Raw genomic sequence first — 15,202 nt, forward strand, 5'->3', positions numbered from 1 at the left:
CGGACCTGCCCGCCGCACGGCAGGCCTGCGGGATTCCCATCGGGAAATTCCCGCTTTGCGGCCTGCCGGAATGAATCACAATGTGTTACTCGTGTCAGACTCGTGACATCCGGCGGCGAGTGGGTTCGCAAGGCGAACCGCTCGTTGCCGCACACGCCGGTATTTCGCGAAAGAAACCATCATGATTCTTGTCAAGACAGAAGCCGGACAGCAGGTTCTCAAGGATCGCTCGGTGCCGCTTTCGCCGCGCCAGCGCACCGCGTTCATCCTGTTCGACGGCAAGCGCTCGGTCGACGAGGTGCTTGCCTCCGGAACGGGCATCGGGCGAGAAGAAATCGACCAGATGGTCGAATTGGGGCTGCTCGGACCCGTGGCGGCAAGCAAGCCGGCTGCGCCGGCGCCAGCCAGGGCGCCCGTATCCGAGGCACCTGCGGCACCGGCAGCCGCAAGCAAGGCGCCGGCGGCGCCAAAACCGGCCGAACCCGCGCCGCCCTCCGGGCGCAGCAGGCAGCAGCGCTACAAGGATGCCTATCCCATTGCCACCCAATTGACCGGCTCGCTCGGCCTGATGGGCTTCAGGCTCAACCTGCAGGTCGAAGGCACCACCAGCTACGAAGACCTGGTCGCCCTGGCGCCCAAGATCCGCGCCGCAGTGGGCGCAGAGAAGGCCGCGGCGCTGGACAGGGCCCTGAAAGACTGACGCTGGACACGCGTGGCCGCAAGCAGTGCTACAATAGCCGGCTTTGCCTTGCCACACTGCGCCCGACGCTGCAGGTGGCTTTTCCTCTTCCACGGAAGAATCCACAAGGAGTGCCATGCGTCACTACGAAATCATTTTGCTGATCCACCCGGATCAGAGCGAACAAGTTCCGGCCATGCTGGAGCGCTACAAGGGCCTCATCACGGCCGGCGGCGGCAAGGTCCACCGCGTTGAGGACTGGGGCCGCCGCCAGCTGGCCTACCAGATCAACAAGCTCAGCAAGGCGCACTACCTGTGCGTCAACATCGAAGCCGAGCAAACCGTGATGGGCGAACTGGAACACGCGTTCAAGTTCAACGATGCCGTGCTGCGCCACCTCACCGTCCAGAAGAAGAAGGCCGAAACCGGTCCTTCGTCGATGATGAAGACGGTCGAGCGCGAAGAAGCCCGCAAGGCTCAGCAGGCCGAATACGCCGCCAACAACAGCTGATGGCGTGACCGCTGCCGCTGCTGCGGCAACCGGTGTCAATCAGCTGGTGCTGACCGCCTCGGTTGCCGAACTCGGAGCCTTGCGATACACGCCGGCCGGCCTTCCCGCCATCGATCTGAAGCTCGAACACGAGTCGACGCTCCAGGAGGCAGGAAAAGCCAGGCAGGTGAAAACGGCCCTCAGGGCCGTTGCCTTCGGCGCCATCGCCGAACGGCTCGCAACGCAGTCGATGGGAAGTCTCTGGCGTTTTCAGGGCTTCCTCGCGACACCGGGCAATGGCAAGCATCCGGTCCTGCACATCCAGGATTTTCAGCAAGATTAATTTTCGACAAGAGGTCCCCAAATGGCCACGTTCAAGAAATTCAACAAAGACAAGCGCCCGAAGCGCAACACCCAGTCGCTGCTGTTCAAGCGCAAGCGCTTCTGCCGCTTCACCGTCGCTGGCGTCGAGGAAATCGACTACAAGGACATCGACACGCTGCGTGACTTCATCAGCGAAAACGGCAAGATCATCCCCGCCCGCCTGACCGGTACGCGCGCGATCTACCAGCGCCAGCTGAACACCGCCATCAAGCGCGCGCGCTTCCTGGCCATGGTGCCGTACAGCGACCAGCACCGCGTCTAAGAAGGAGCACACACCATGCAAATCATTCTTCTGGACAAGGTTCTGAACGTCGGCGGCCTGGGCGACATCGTCAAGGTCAAGGACGGCTACGCACGCAACTTCCTGATCCCGACGGGCCGCGCCCGCCGCGCCACCGCTGCCAACAAGGCCGAATTCGAAGCCAAGCGCGTCGAACTCGAAAAGGCTGCGGCCGCCAAGCTGGCCGAGTCGCAAGCCCAGGGCGAGAAGCTCGGCGGCACCACTGTCAAGCTGACCCAAAAGGCCGGCGTCGACGGCCGCCTGTTCGGCTCGGTCACCAACGGCGACATCGCCGAAGAACTGGGCAAGCAAGGCTACAAGGTTGCCAAGTCGCAAGTGCGCCTGCCCAACGGCCCAATCAAGGTCGTCGGCGACAGCACCGTGAGCGTTGCGCTGCACACCGACGTGGTGGTCGACATCACCGTCACGGTCTACGGCGAAACCGCCTGATCGTCCACAGCGCCTTGTGCGCTGCCGCAAAAGCCGCCTCCGGGCGGCTTTTGTCTTTCTGCGCACCGGTTTTCCAGCGCGATGCACTGAAAGATCACTGTTTATTCACAACTTTGTCCACACACGCCAGCGCGTGCGCGGCTTAGCATGCAGGGTTGCAAGGGAAGTCCATGTCCGCCGTTTTTTCCTATGCCGACAATGACCCGTCGGCCGATCGTCAAGTTGCCCAGCTTCGCATTCCGCCTCATTCGATCGAGGCCGAGTCGAGCGTGCTCGGCGGCCTGCTGCTCGACAACGGTGCCTGGGACCGCATGGGCGACCTGCTGGTGGATGGCGACTTCTACCGCCACGAACACAAGCTGATCTATGCCGCGATCGGCGGATTGATCAACGCCAGCAAGCCGGCCGATGTCATCACGGTCTACGAGCAGCTGCAGGGCCTGGGCAAGGCCGATGAAATCGGCGGCCTGGTCTACCTCAATTCGCTCGCGCAGTATGTGCCGAGCGCGAGCAACATCCGCCGCTACGCGGAGATCGTGCGCGAACGCTCGATCCTGCGGAAACTCGTCTCCGCAAGCGACGAGATCGCGACCAATGCGTTCAACACGCAGGGCAAGTCGGTCGACAAGATCCTGGACGAGGCCGAGCAGAAGATCTTCAACATCGGCGAAGAAGGCACGCGGATGAAGCAGGGCTTCCAGAGCATGGATGCCCTGGTGGTCGAACTGCTCGACCGCGTGACCGAGATGGCGGAGAACCCGAACGACATCACGGGCGTGCGCACCGGCTTCTACGAGTTCGACAAGATGACCTCGGGCCTGCAGCCGGGCGACATGATCGTGCTGGCCGCGCGCCCTTCCATGGGCAAGACCTCGCTGGCCATCAACATCGCCGAGCACGTGGCGCTCAACGAAGGGCTGCCGGTGGCGGTCTTCTCGATGGAAATGGGTGCGTCGCAGCTGGCGGTGCGCATCGTGGGTTCGATCGGGCGCATCGACCAGGGACACCTGCGCACCGGCAAGCTCAGCGACGAAGAATGGCCGCGCCTCACGGAAGCGATCGAGAAGCTGCGCAACGTGTCGCTGCACATCGACGAGACCCCTGGCCTGACCACCAGCGAGCTGCGTGCCAATGCGCGCCGCCTGGCGCGCCAGTACGGGCGCCTCGGCCTGATCGTGGTCGACTACCTCCAGCTCATGAGCGTGTCGACCAGCATGAACGACGAGAACCGCGCCACGGCCGTGGGCGAAATCTCGCGTGGCCTGAAGATGCTCGCCAAGGAGCTCAAGTGCCCGGTGATCGCGCTGTCGCAGTTGAGCCGCGGCGTCGAAAGCCGCACCGACAAGCGTCCCATGATGAGCGACCTGCGCGAATCCGGCGCCATCGAGCAGGACGCGGACATCATCATGTTCATCTACCGCGACGACTACTACGACAAGAACAGCAAGGAGCCGGGCGTGGCCGAGGTGATCATCAGCAAGCACCGCAACGGGCCCACGGGCACCGTCAAGCTGACCTTCCTCAAGCCGCTCACCAAGTTCGAGAACCTGGCCAGCTACGGCAGCAGCGACGACTACTGACCCTGCCTCATCTTCATTTCTGCGGCTGCGGCAGCTTCGCTTCGGCCGCCTGCGCCTTCACCTGGCGCAGCATGTCGGCCAGCGTCTTGCCTGCTTCGTCGCGAAAGCGTTCGGGCAGCACGTCGACCGCATCCATGCGGTCGATGCGAAAACCGCGGAAGTCGTTGCGCAGCTCGCACCAGGTCGAGAGCGTCCAGACCTTGCCCCAGTAGAAGCAACCGAGCGGACGCACGATGCGTTCACTGGCATCGCCCGACACGTCGCGATAGTGAAGGCGCAGTTTCTGGCGCGCCTGCACGGCTTCCCGCAGGGTCTGCAGCCGCGTGCGCAGCGCGTCGCCCAGGCCGAGTGCAGGTGCGTAGAGCGCCAGCGCCTCGGCCGAGACGCGCGCCGCCGGCGGCAGCACCGAGAGGATCTTGCCGAGCCCGGTCTCGATGTCGCGCGCGAGCGCCGGATCGACCCAGCTCTGCGCCAGGCGGGCCGCGGCCACGAGCGCCGAAGCTTCGTCCTGCGTGAACATCAGCGGCGGCAGCTCGAAGCCCGCACCCAGCCTGTAGCCCACGCCGGCCTCGCCCTCGATGGGGACGCCCTGGTGCTGCAGGTCGGCCACGTCGCGGTAGACAGTCCGCTCCGAGACCTCGAGGCGCTGCGCCAGGAAGGCCGCCGTGGTGAGCCGGCGCCCGCGGATGATCTGCACCAGCTGGAACAGGCGGTCGGCACGCCGCATCAGCAGGCTCCCCGGGATGGTCCGGCAGGCACCTCGCGCCGGCCCTGGCGTGTGTTCATGAAACTCCGATGTGGATCGCCACCTTGTCCGGCCCCTCGTAGGCTTCGAAATCGCTGCGGTAGCGGCGCACGATTTCCGGGTGTGCTTCGAAATACTGCCAGATGCGCTGCCAGGCGGCGATCACCATCTGCGGCATCTCGCCCTGGCCCGTGAAGACGAGATAGTTGCCGGCGTCGATGGCCACGCTGCCCGCTGCGTCCGCGACGGCCACGCCCACGGTCAGGTCGAAGGCGCCGTGCGCGTCGGATTCGTAGCCGGAGTAGACGCCGTAGATGCGGGCGTCGCCGGTGCGGCCGGGCGTCGACCGGTAGGTCTCCTCGCCGAAGAAGCGATTCCACAGCGCGCCGATGCGGGCGGTTGCGGGGTCGTTCTCTTCGCGGTTGGTGGTGCGGACCGTGAGGCCTGCGACCTGGAAGGCTTCATGGTGCCGGCGGATGGGTTCCATCGGGGGATTCTTCTGCATGGATGATCGATCTCGGGATTGTGGCGCTCAGAGCGCGAGCGCCTTCAGGTCGGCTTCCATGGCGCGTGCGATCAGCATCATGTCGGCGTCGGAGACATCGAACAGCCCGAAGCGGAACTTGTAGCCCCACTGCTTCGGGTTCTCGATGAAGGCCAGCTGTTCCAGCAAGGGCGCGATCGGCGTTTCGCCGGAGGCCGCGTAGGCCACGTCGAGCCGGCACGGAACAAAGCCGTTGCCCATGTCCGCTTCGTACGGCGCGCCCGGCTGCACGATGCCGATCGAGACGAAGCTCTGCAGCTTGTCGGTACCGCCGAAGACGGTGGCCGGCGCGTAGTAGGCGACGCGGTCGCCCGCCGCAACCCGCTTGAGCGGGCCGAGCTTGCCGTGGCCGACCTGCATGAAGCCGAGCGGCTGGTGGTCGCGGCCCCGCCGGGCGTGCTCGGCGCTGGCAACGGCGATCCAGTTGCGCTGTGCCATGGTGCGGCTCAGGCGAGGGCGTGGAGGCCGACTTCGTTGCCTTCGGTGTCGCGCAGGTGGGCGATGAAGCCCATGCCGGGCGGCAGCGCGGACTTGGGCGCGACGATCTGGCCGCCCGCTGCCTCGACGCGCGCCAGCACGGCATCGATGCTCGGCATGCAGTCCAGGTAGATGCGGATGCCGCTGCCCGCGCGTGCGCTGGCGTTCGCGCCGGCCTGCAGGGCGCCGCCGGTGGCGGGCTTGTCGTAGGGGAACACGGCGAGCGTCTGGTCGCCGAAGTCTTCGCGGCGCAGCGTGCGGCCGAGCACGGTTTCGTAGAAGGCCTGGGCGCGGTCGATGTCGGTGACGGGAATCTCGAACCAGCTGATGGCGTTTTGCATGAAGGACTCGCTTTCGTTGTGTTGTTGAAGGAGCCCTGATGGTGCGGGCCGCCTCCTGACAGCGTGTTGTCAGGAGCCTGTCATCGCGGACGAAAAAAGGCCCGCGCCGCTCCGGGGAGCATGCGCGGGCCTTTTTGAAAGCCGTGGACCGGCGGCTCTTAGAGCACGTCGCTCGCGAAGTCGGCCAGCCGGGAGCGCTCGCCGCGCGCCAGCGTGATGTGTCCGCCGTGCGGCCAGCCCTTGAACTTGTCGACCGCGAAGGTGAGGCCCGAGGAGCCTTCCGTCAGGTAGGGCGTATCGATCTGCGCAAGGTTGCCCATGCAGATGATCTTGGTGCCCGGACCGGCGCGGGTGATCAGCGTCTTCATCTGCTTGGGCGTCAGGTTCTGCGCCTCGTCGATGATCACGTACTTGTTCAGGAAGGTGCGCCCGCGCATGAAGTTCATGCTCTTGACCTTGATGCGGCTTCGGATCAGCTCGTTGGTGGCCGCGCGGCCCCATTCGCCGGCGCCGCCGCCGTCGCCTTGGCAAGAAACTCGAGGTTGTCGTCGAGCGCGCCCATCCACGGGCCCATTTTTTCTTCCTCGGTGCCGGGCAGGAAGCCGATGTCCTCGCCCACGCTCACCGTGGCGCGGGTCATGATGATCTCGGTGTAGCGACGGTCGTCGAGCACCTGCGTGAGGCCCGAGGCGAGCGCCATCAGCGTCTTGCCAGTGCCGGCGGTGCCGGTGAGCGTGACGAAGTCGACTTCCGGGTCCATGAGCAGGTTCATCGCGAAGTTCTGCTCGCGGTTGCGGGTGTTCACGCCCCAGACCGCGTTCTTGCCCGAGCTGTAGTCCTTGAGGGTCTTGAACACCGCGGTCTTGTCGCGGATCTCGGTGACGCGCGCGTACATGCTCGGCTCGCCCGGGGCCTCGAAATAGACGAACTGGTTGATGTACAGGTTGGGCACCAGCGGTCCGCTGACCCGGTAGAAGGTGTTGCTGCCGCTTTGCCAGCTTTCGACCGTCTTGCTCTGGCGCGTCCAGAAGTCGGGCGGCAGCGCGAGCGAGCCCGCGTAGAGCAGGTCGCCGTCTTCCAGCGTCTTGTCGTTCTGGTAGTCGTCGGCAGCCAGGCCCAGGGCGCGCGCCTTGACGCGCATGTTGATGTCTTTGGACACCAGCACCACTTCCTGCTTCGGCCGGCCGGGCTGGTCGTTGGCGTAGAGGTCGCGCAAGGCCTGCACCACGCCGAGGATCTGGTTGTCGGCCTTGCCCTGGGGCAGGCTGATCGGCAGCGAGTAGTCGAGCGGCGCGGTCTGGAAGAACAGCTTGCCGCCGGCCTCGCGATGGCCGGTGGTGTCGAGCTTCAGGCCCTTGGCGATGTCGGCGTCCTGGGCGGCCGCCAGCGCATCGAGCGTGCGGCTGGTCTGGCGGCCGTTGCGGGCCACTTCCGTGGTGCCCTTCTTGTGGCCGTCCAGTTCCTCGAGCACGATCATCGGCAGGAAGATGTCGTGCTCCTCGAAGCGGAACAGGCACATCGGGTCGTGCAGCAGCACGTTGGTGTCGAGCACGAACAGCTTGGCCGGACCGTTGGATTTGCTGCGCTTGGGCCGCGCCGGGGCCTGCGTTGCCGCGATCTGCTGCTGCTGTGGCGCGGGTGCATGCACGGCGGGCGCCGGCGCCTCAGGCTCCCGTCGCGCGGTGGGCTGCTGCCGCTGGCCGCGGGAAGGCGCGGGTTTGGCTTTCGCGCGGATCGGCGGTGCAGCCTCGCTGCTGCCGCCTACCGCGTCGGCGGCGTGTCGGTCGAACAATTCCAGCGGCTGGGAAGAGCCGCTCGACGACGCCGAATCGGTACGCGATTCGCCCGAGCGGCGCGATCCCCTGTGCGAGGAACGGGCGGGTGCATCGTGCGCATCCGGCGAGAGCAATGCGGCGCGTTTCGTGGGGGCGGGAGGCAATGGCATGTGTCAGGTCGCTCGCAGGAAGTGGAAACCAGAAAACGAAAAAGCCGCCTGTAGACCAAGGCGGCTTTGTTCGGGGGATGCGGTCGTGGAGCTCAACGGCATGAGGCCATTATGCACACCGGCGGTGACGCGTCGCGCGCTCTTTGCAAAGTCCGTTGGGCATTTCCCACGGCCGGATGCAAAAGCGCACAGACGGCGCTTCTTGTAACGCTCAGGCGGCCTTCTTGAGGGCCTTGACGGCCTTGAGCACGTCGTCGACATGGCCCGGGACCTTGAGGCCGCGCCATTCGGCCTTGAGGATGCCGTCCGCGCCGATCAGGAAGGTGCTGCGCTCGATGCCCTTGACCTTCTTGCCGTACATGATCTTGTTCTTGACCACGCCGAACATGTGGCACATCTTTTCTTCGGTATCGGCGATGAGTTCGAACGGGAGTTCGAGCTTGGCCTTGAACTCGTCGTGCGACTTCATGTTGTCGCGGGACACGCCGAACACCGTGGCACCGGCCTTTTCGAAGTCCTTGTAGCGGTCGCGAAACTGCATGGCTTCGGTCGTGCAACCCGGAGTGTTATCTTTCGGGTAAAAATACATGACCAGCACGTGGCCGAGGTGAGAGGTATTCGAGACTTTCAGTCCGCCCGTGGCGTTGGCGTCGAATTCAGGAATGGGTTTGTTGACAACGATCGCCATGAAACTTGTTTTCTCCGTTGGTTTCCATTGATCGGGCGCTTTGCAGCACACTCGACGAATGGAGGATTGGTCGTTGCTAACTGGAGCAGCAGGCCTGTTCGCAACCCGGTATTTTACCCCGAAAAGCCTTCTCTCACCGCTCGGGCGGTTCCACGAGGAGGGCGGCTATCACGTGGCGGCCTTCGCCGGCCAGGATGTTGTAGGTGCGGCAGGCGGCGGGGGTGTCCATGGTCTCCACGCCGGTGCGCCTGGCCATCAGGGGCTGGAGCCAGGCAGGCTGCGGGAAGCGGATGCGTGATCCGCTTCCGAAAATGACCAATTCCGCGCCCAGGGACGCAAGCTGGGCGAAATGCTCGGGGCCAAGCTGGTCGAAACGGGAGCAGTTCCATTCGAAGCGCTCGCCGCGGGAGCCCACCACCACGCTGCCCTCGACCTTTTCGTTGTTGATTGCGACCCACCCGGGGCCGTGCGCGGTAAGGGACTGGGCGTCGGATTTGTCGGGCTGGAGCTTCATCGGGGCACTGGGAACTGTGGTCAAATTATAGGTTTTCCCAGTGACACGAGGCCCTTCAGGGCCTTTCGACCTCGAGTAAGTAACCCGCGCCCGGGAGGGCCCTTTGAAGCAGTTCAAGAAATCGGCCAAGCTGGCCAACGTGCTCTACGACATCCGCGGCCCCATCATGGACGCCGCGAAGCAGATGGAGGAAGAGGGCCAGAAGATCATCAGGCTCAACATCGGCAACCTGGCCGTGTTCGGCTTCGATGCGCCGGAAGAGGTCCAGCAGGACATGATCCGCAACCTGCCGGGGTCGGCCGGCTATTCGGACAGCAAGGGCATCTTCGCGGCCCGCAAGGCCGTGATGCACGAAACCCAGAAGCAGGGTGTTGCGGGCGTCACGCTCGAGGACATCTACCTGGGCAACGGCGCGAGCGAGCTGATCGCCATGGCCACCAACGCGCTGCTGAACGATGGCGACGAAATGCTGCTTCCGGCCCCTGACTATCCGCTGTGGACGGCTGCCTCGAGCCTCTCGGGCGGCAAGCCGGTGCACTACCTCTGCGACGAAGCCAACGGCTGGATGCCCGACCTGGACGACATCCGCGCCAAGATCACGCCCCGCACCAAGGGCATCGTGGTCATCAACCCCAACAACCCGACCGGTGCGCTCTATTCCGACGAACTGCTCAAGAGCATCGTCGACATTGCGCGCGAGCACCACCTGGTGATCTTCGCCGACGAGGTCTACGACAAGGTGCTGTACGACGGCGTGCGGCACACCGCGATCGCGAGCCTTTCGACCGACGTGCTCACGCTGACCTTCAACTCGCTGTCCAAGAGCTACCGCTCGTGCGGCTACCGCGCGGGCTGGATGGTGGTTTCGGGCGACAAGGCGCGGGCGCAGGACTACATCGAGGGCCTGAACATGCTCTCGAACATGCGCCTGTGCGCCAACGTGCCGGGGCAATGGGCCATCCAGACCGCACTCGGCGGCTACCAGAGCATCAACGACCTGGTCGGCGACGGCGGCCGCCTGCGGCGCCAGCGCGACCTGGCGTACGAGCTCATCACGGCCATTCCGGGCGTGAGCTGCGTCAAGCCGAGCGCCGCGCTCTACATGTTCCCCAAGCTCGATCCCAAGGTCTACCCGATCACCGACGACCGCCAGTTCTTCCTCCAACTGCTGAGAGAGACCAAGGTGATGCTGGTGCAGGGCACGGGCTTCAACTGGGCCACGCCGGACCACTTCCGCATCGTGTTCCTGCCCCACGAGGACGACCTGCGCGAAGCGATCAACCGCATTGCCAGGTTCCTGGAGCTGTACCGCCTGCGCAGCAAGACGGATTGACGGCGCGCCCGCTCGCCGCGCGGTTGGCCGCGGCGGCCGGCGGTGCCTCCCTCACCACCCCTTACGAACCATCCACGCGAATCTCCCAATGAAACCCATCCAAGTAGGCCTGCTCGGCGCAGGCACGGTCGGCAGCGGCACCTTCAAGGTGCTGCTGCGCAATCAGGAAGAAATCAAGCGCCGCGCCGGCCGGGGCATCGAGATCACGATGGTGGCCGACCTGGACGCGGCGCGTGCGCGCGAAGTGGCTGGCGAAGGCGTGAAGGTGGTTGCCGATGCGCGCGAAGTCATCGCCAATCCGGACATCGACATCGTCATCGAACTCATCGGCGGCTACGGCATTGCGAGGCAGTTGGTGCTCGAGGCGATTGCGGCCGGCAAGCACGTGGTCACGGCCAACAAGGCGCTGCTTGCGGTGCATGGCACCGAGATCTTCGCGGCCGCGCATGCCAAGGGCGTGATGGTGGCCTTCGAGGCCGCGGTGGCCGGTGGCATCCCGATCATCAAGGCGCTGCGCGAGGGCCTCACGGCCAACAGCATCCAGTGGCTGGCCGGCATCATCAACGGCACCACCAACTTCATCCTCTCCGAGATGCGCGACAAGGGGCTCGACTTCGCCACCGTGCTCAAGGAGGCGCAGCGCCTGGGCTACGCCGAAGCCGACCCCACCTTCGACATCGAGGGCGTGGACGCCGGCCACAAGGTCACGCTGATGAGCGCCATCGCCTTCGGCATTCCGGTGCAGTTCGACAAGGCGCACATCGAGGGCATCACCAAGCTCGCGGCGCAGGACATCAAGTACGCCGAACAGCTCGGCTACCGCATCAAGCTGCTCGGCATCACCAAGCGCACCGCGCAGGGCATCGAGCTGCGCGTGCACCCCTCGCTCGTGCCGTCGAAGCGGCTGCTTGCGAACGTCGAAGGCGCGATGAACGCGGTGGTGGTGCATGGCGACGCTGTCGGCACCACGCTGTACTACGGCAAGGGCGCGGGCAGCGAGCCGACCGCCAGCGCGGTGATCGCCGACCTCGTCGACATCACGCGCCTGCACACGGCCGATGCCGCGCACCGCGTGCCGCACCTGGCCTTCCACCCTGACGCCATGAGCGACCTGAAGGTGCTGCCGATGGCCGAGGTCGTCACCAGCTACTACCTGCGCCTGCGCGTGGCCGACCAGGCCGGCGTGCTTGCCAAGGTCACGGGCCTCCTGGCCACCGCGGGCATCAGCATCGACGCGGTGCTGCAGCGCGAAGCCGACGAAGTGGGCGGCGAGGGCTCGACCCAGACCGACCTGATCATCCTCACGCACGATGCGCGCGAAGGCACGGTGAACGACGTGCTCGCCGAACTGCAGGCCCTGCCCACCGTGCTGCAGCCGATCGTGCGCATCCGCAAGGAAGAGCTGTCCTGAGGACGGCGCAAGAGACCTACCGTGAACTACCTGAGCACCCGCGGCCACCCCGACCGCAAGCGTTTCTGCGAAATCCTGCTTGAAGGCCTCGCGCCCGATGGCGGCCTCTACCTGCCCGAGCACTACCCGCAGGTCGACACCGCCACGCTCGCCGGATGGCGCGAGCTGCCGTATGCGGAACTGGCGTTCGAGATCCTCTCGCTCTACATCGACGACATTCCGCCGGCCGACCTGAAGGCGATCTGCGCCAAGACCTACACGGCCGAAGTGTTCGGCAGCGACGAGATCGTGCCGCTGCGCGAGCTGGAAGACGGCGTGTACCTCGAAGCCCTGTCCAACGGCCCCACGCTGGCCTTCAAGGACATGGCGATGCAGCTGCTGGGCAACCTGTTCGAGTACGAACTGGCCCGCCGCGGCGCCGAGCTCAACATCCTGGGCGCCACCAGCGGCGACACCGGCAGCGCGGCCGAGTACGCCATGCGCGGCAAGAAGGGCGTGCGCGTCTTCATGACCTCGCCCGACGGCCGCATGAGCCCGTTCCAGCAGGCGCAGATGTTCAGCCTGCAGGACCAGAACATCCACAACATCGCCATCAGCGGCGTGTTCGACGACTGCCAGGACATCGTCAAGGCGGTGTCGAACGACCTGGGCTTCAAGCGCAAGTACCGCATCGGCACGGTCAACTCGATCAACTGGGCGCGGCTGCTCGCGCAGGTCGTCTACTACTTCGCGGGCTACTTCCAGGCCACGGCCAGCAACGACAAGCCCGTGAGCTTCACGGTGCCCTCGGGCAACTTCGGCAACGTCTGCGCGGGCCACGTGGCGCGCATGATGGGCCTGCCGATCCAGACGCTGGTGGTTGCCACCAACGAGAACGACGTGCTCGACGAGTTCTTCCGCACCGGCATCTACCGCGTGCGCGCCGCGGCCGACACGCACGAAACCTCGAGCCCGTCGATGGACATCAGCAAGGCCAGCAACTTCGAGCGCTTCGTGTTCGACCTGGTGGGTCGCGATGCCGGCAAGCTGCGCTCGCTGTTCGTGGACGATCTGGGCCGCCAGGGCCGTTTCGACCTGAGCGCCGATCCCGCGTTCAGGCAGGCGGCGGAGCGCTTCGGCTTCAAGAGCAGCCGCAGCACCCATGCCGACCGCCTGGCCACCATCCGCGACACCGACAAGCGCTTTGCCACGCTGGTCGATCCGCACACGGCCGACGGCCTCAAGGCCGCGCGCGAACACCTCGCGCCCGGCGTGCCGATGGTGGTGCTGGAGACCGCGCTGCCGATCAAGTTTGCCGCCACGCTGGTGGAGGCGCTGGGCCACGAGCCCGCGCGCCCGGCCAGGTTCGAAGGCATCGAGGCGCTGCCCAAGCGGGTCGTCAAGCTGCCGGCCGATGCCGAGGCCGTGAAGGCCTACATCGCGCAGAACTGTGACTGACCCTTGCCGCAAGCCGCGCACCGCAGCGGCTGCCCCGCACATGCATTCGGCGGCCGCATAGACGGCCGCCACAGGAACTCGACATGAAGGTGATCGGCTTTTCCGGGTATTCGGGTTCGGGCAAGACCACGCTGGTCGAGCGCCTGATTCCCGTGCTCAAGCTCCATGGCCAGCGCGTGTCGGTGGTCAAGCATGCGCACCACAAGTTCGACATCGACCATCCCGGCAAGGACACCTACCGCCATCGCGAGGCGGGGGCCTTCGAGGTGGTGGTGGCGTCGGACAAGCGGCTCGCGCTGATCCGCGAATTCGAGCAGCCCTCGCAGCTGTCGGTGCACGACCTCATCGCCGAGCTCCATGACGGCGTCGACTGGGTGCTGGTCGAGGGCTTCAAGCACAGCGACCTGCTCAAGATCGAGGTCTGGCGCGCCCCCGAAGACGGCAAGCCGCCCCGGCCCTCGCAGTACATCGAGGACGCCTTCGTGACCGCCATTGCCACCGATGCGCCCGCGAGCCTGCCGGTGCCCACCAGCCTGCCGCTGTTCGACCTCGACGACATCGAGGGCATCGCGCAGTGGTTGATCGACAGCGCAAGCCGCTTCGAATACAACCCCGAACACCATGGCTGATTCCACCGCTCCCTCGCGCCCGCCGCTGATGGCGCTCGACGAAGCGCTTGCGAGCCTGCTCGCCAAGGCGCTGCCCAGGTTGCCCGCCGAAAGCGTGGCCACCTTCGATGCGGACGGCCGCGTGCTCGCGCAGGACATCGTCTCCGCGCTCACCGTGCCGCCGCGCGACAACAGCTCGATGGACGGCTATGCGGTGCGCGTGGCCGACTGCGCCGCGCCGGGCGCTGTGCTGCAGGTCGCGCAGCGCATTCCCGCCGGCACCGTGGGCACGCCGCTCGCGGCCGGCACCGCGGCGCGCATCTTCACCGGCGCCCAGATTCCCGAGGGCGCCGACGCCATCGTGATGCAAGAAGACACCCAGCCCGTGCCGCAGGAAGGCACGCTCGGCGCGGTGCGCATCGACATCGTTCCCGCGGCCGGCCAGTGGATTCGCCGCGCCGGAGAAGACGTGGCCGCCGGCGACGTGGTGCTGCGCCAGGGCGAGCGCCTGACGCCCGCCGCGCTCGGGCTCGCCGCCAGCGTGGGCTTCGACCGGCTCCAGGTCGCCCGGCGGCCGCGCGTCGCGCTGCTGTCCACCGGCGACGAACTGGTGATGCCCGGCGAGGTCGCGCCCGAGGCCATGAAGCCCGGCGCGATCTACAACTCCAACCGCTTCTTCATGCGCGCCTTGCTGCACCGGCTCGGCTGCGAGGTGAACGACCTGGGCATCGTGCCCGACAAGCGCGAGGCCACCATCGAGGCGCTGCGCGGTGCTGCGGAAAGCAGCGACCTGATCATCACCACCGGCGGCGTGTCGGTGGGCGAGGAAGACCACATCAAGGCCGCGGTGCAGGCGCTCGGCGAGCTGCAGCTGTGGTCGCTCTCGATGAAGCCCGGCAAGCCCTTCGCCTATGGTTCGATACCAAGGGCCGGTGGCCAGGCGCAAGGGCGCTGCCACGTCACGGGACTGCCCGGCAACCCTGTGTCCAGCTTCCTGACCTTCCTGCTGCTCGTGCGCCCGTTCCTGCTGACGCTGCAGGGCGCCACGCGCGTGGCGCCCGAGCCCGTGCAGATGCGCGCCGACTTCGACTGGCCGCGCGCCGACCGCCGCCGCGAGTTCCTGCGCGCCCGGCGCAACGCCGCCGGCGGGCTCGACCTGTTCGCCAACCAGAGCTCGGGCGTGCTGACCTCGATGGTTTGGGGCGACGGCGTCGTTGACAACCCGCCCGGCCAGACCATCCGGGCCGGCGACACGGTGAATTTCATCCCCCTGGCCTCGCTGCTGGCCTGACCGAG

At 66.1% G+C, this 15,202-nt stretch carries 17 protein-coding genes and 1 pseudogene; 11 read left to right on the forward strand and 7 right to left on the reverse strand.

What is annotated here, in order from left to right; translation table 11 throughout:
• Positions 1–181 precede the first annotated feature (181 nt).
• The 6 genes from ACAM58_RS09315 to dnaB all read left to right on the forward strand — a co-directional run bounded on the left by ACAM58_RS09315 (position 182) and on the right by dnaB (position 3,863).
• Complete coding sequence (locus ACAM58_RS09315) at positions 182–700, forward strand: hypothetical protein (RefSeq protein WP_012746957.1); 519 nt, start codon at positions 182–184, stop codon at positions 698–700.
• 115 nt (positions 701–815) lie between these two features.
• On the forward strand, positions 816–1,190 hold the full coding sequence (gene rpsF, locus ACAM58_RS09320) for a 30S ribosomal protein S6 (RefSeq protein ID WP_012746958.1): 375 nt from the start codon (positions 816–818) through the stop codon (positions 1,188–1,190).
• 4 nt (positions 1,191–1,194) lie between these two features.
• Positions 1,195–1,512, forward strand: coding sequence for a primosomal replication protein N (priB, locus tag ACAM58_RS09325; RefSeq protein WP_230537706.1), 318 nt, complete (start codon positions 1,195–1,197; stop codon positions 1,510–1,512).
• A 21-nt stretch (positions 1,513–1,533) separates the two neighbouring features.
• Positions 1,534–1,815 carry a 30S ribosomal protein S18 gene (rpsR, locus tag ACAM58_RS09330; RefSeq protein WP_007830781.1) on the forward strand — a complete coding sequence of 94 codons (282 nt, stop codon included), beginning with the start codon at positions 1,534–1,536 and terminating at the stop codon, positions 1,813–1,815.
• Between the two features lie 15 nt (positions 1,816–1,830).
• On the forward strand, positions 1,831–2,283 hold the full coding sequence (rplI, locus tag ACAM58_RS09335; protein ID WP_007830783.1) for a 50S ribosomal protein L9: 453 nt from the start codon (positions 1,831–1,833) through the stop codon (positions 2,281–2,283).
• A gap of 170 nt (positions 2,284–2,453) precedes the next feature.
• The gene (gene dnaB, locus ACAM58_RS09340; protein WP_018903000.1) at positions 2,454–3,863 is read left to right on the forward strand and encodes a replicative DNA helicase; all 1,410 of its coding nucleotides are present in this window, start codon (positions 2,454–2,456) and stop codon (positions 3,861–3,863) included.
• A gap of 13 nt (positions 3,864–3,876) precedes the next feature.
• Here the strand turns inward: dnaB and ACAM58_RS09345 are convergent, their stop codons facing one another.
• The 7 genes and pseudogenes from ACAM58_RS09345 to ACAM58_RS09375 all read right to left on the reverse strand — a co-directional run bounded on the left by ACAM58_RS09345 (position 3,877) and on the right by ACAM58_RS09375 (position 9,117).
• Positions 3,877–4,590 (reverse strand): helix-turn-helix transcriptional regulator, encoded by a 714-nt coding sequence (locus tag ACAM58_RS09345; protein ID WP_369664346.1) that lies wholly within the window; start codon positions 4,588–4,590, stop codon positions 3,877–3,879.
• Between the two features lie 55 nt (positions 4,591–4,645).
• On the reverse strand, positions 4,646–5,113 hold the full coding sequence (locus ACAM58_RS09350) for an effector binding domain-containing protein (RefSeq protein ID WP_049809688.1): 468 nt from the start codon (positions 5,111–5,113) through the stop codon (positions 4,646–4,648).
• Positions 5,114–5,140: 27 nt separating this feature from the next.
• On the reverse strand, positions 5,141–5,590 hold the full coding sequence (locus ACAM58_RS09355; RefSeq protein ID WP_369664347.1) for an EVE domain-containing protein: 450 nt from the start codon (positions 5,588–5,590) through the stop codon (positions 5,141–5,143).
• 8 nt (positions 5,591–5,598) lie between these two features.
• Positions 5,599–5,970: a VOC family protein gene (locus ACAM58_RS09360; protein ID WP_369664348.1), complete on the reverse strand. Its 372-nt coding sequence runs from the start codon at positions 5,968–5,970 to the stop codon at positions 5,599–5,601.
• Between the two features lie 158 nt (positions 5,971–6,128).
• Positions 6,129–7,915, reverse strand: a pseudogene (locus ACAM58_RS09365) (PhoH family protein).
• A gap of 211 nt (positions 7,916–8,126) precedes the next feature.
• Positions 8,127–8,603 (reverse strand): peroxiredoxin, encoded by a 477-nt coding sequence (locus ACAM58_RS09370; protein ID WP_007830801.1) that lies wholly within the window; start codon positions 8,601–8,603, stop codon positions 8,127–8,129.
• Positions 8,604–8,736: 133 nt separating this feature from the next.
• Positions 8,737–9,117, reverse strand: coding sequence for an Mth938-like domain-containing protein (locus tag ACAM58_RS09375; protein ID WP_012746966.1), 381 nt, complete (start codon positions 9,115–9,117; stop codon positions 8,737–8,739).
• A gap of 103 nt (positions 9,118–9,220) precedes the next feature.
• On the opposite strand from ACAM58_RS09375, the gene ACAM58_RS09380 reads away from it, so the two are divergent.
• From ACAM58_RS09380 to glp, 5 genes are all read left to right on the forward strand, one after another.
• Entirely contained in the window at positions 9,221–10,450 is a 1,230-nt protein-coding gene (locus ACAM58_RS09380) for a pyridoxal phosphate-dependent aminotransferase (RefSeq protein ID WP_012746967.1), read from the forward strand.
• Between the two features lie 88 nt (positions 10,451–10,538).
• The gene (locus ACAM58_RS09385) at positions 10,539–11,861 is read left to right on the forward strand and encodes a homoserine dehydrogenase (protein ID WP_012746968.1); all 1,323 of its coding nucleotides are present in this window, start codon (positions 10,539–10,541) and stop codon (positions 11,859–11,861) included.
• Between the two features lie 21 nt (positions 11,862–11,882).
• Positions 11,883–13,298 (forward strand): threonine synthase, encoded by a 1,416-nt coding sequence (gene thrC / locus ACAM58_RS09390; RefSeq protein WP_018902996.1) that lies wholly within the window; start codon positions 11,883–11,885, stop codon positions 13,296–13,298.
• A gap of 83 nt (positions 13,299–13,381) precedes the next feature.
• Complete coding sequence (gene mobB / locus ACAM58_RS09395) at positions 13,382–13,927, forward strand: molybdopterin-guanine dinucleotide biosynthesis protein B (RefSeq protein WP_018902995.1); 546 nt, start codon at positions 13,382–13,384, stop codon at positions 13,925–13,927.
• On the forward strand, positions 13,920–15,197 hold the full coding sequence (gene glp, locus ACAM58_RS09400; RefSeq protein WP_018902994.1) for a gephyrin-like molybdotransferase Glp: 1,278 nt from the start codon (positions 13,920–13,922) through the stop codon (positions 15,195–15,197). Before mobB ends, glp begins: the two co-directional genes overlap by 8 nt.
• Positions 15,198–15,202: the final 5 nt, after the last annotated feature.

The organism is Variovorax sp. V116 (genome assembly GCF_041154435.1).
Classification (GTDB): domain Bacteria; phylum Pseudomonadota; class Gammaproteobacteria; order Burkholderiales; family Burkholderiaceae_C; genus Variovorax; species Variovorax paradoxus.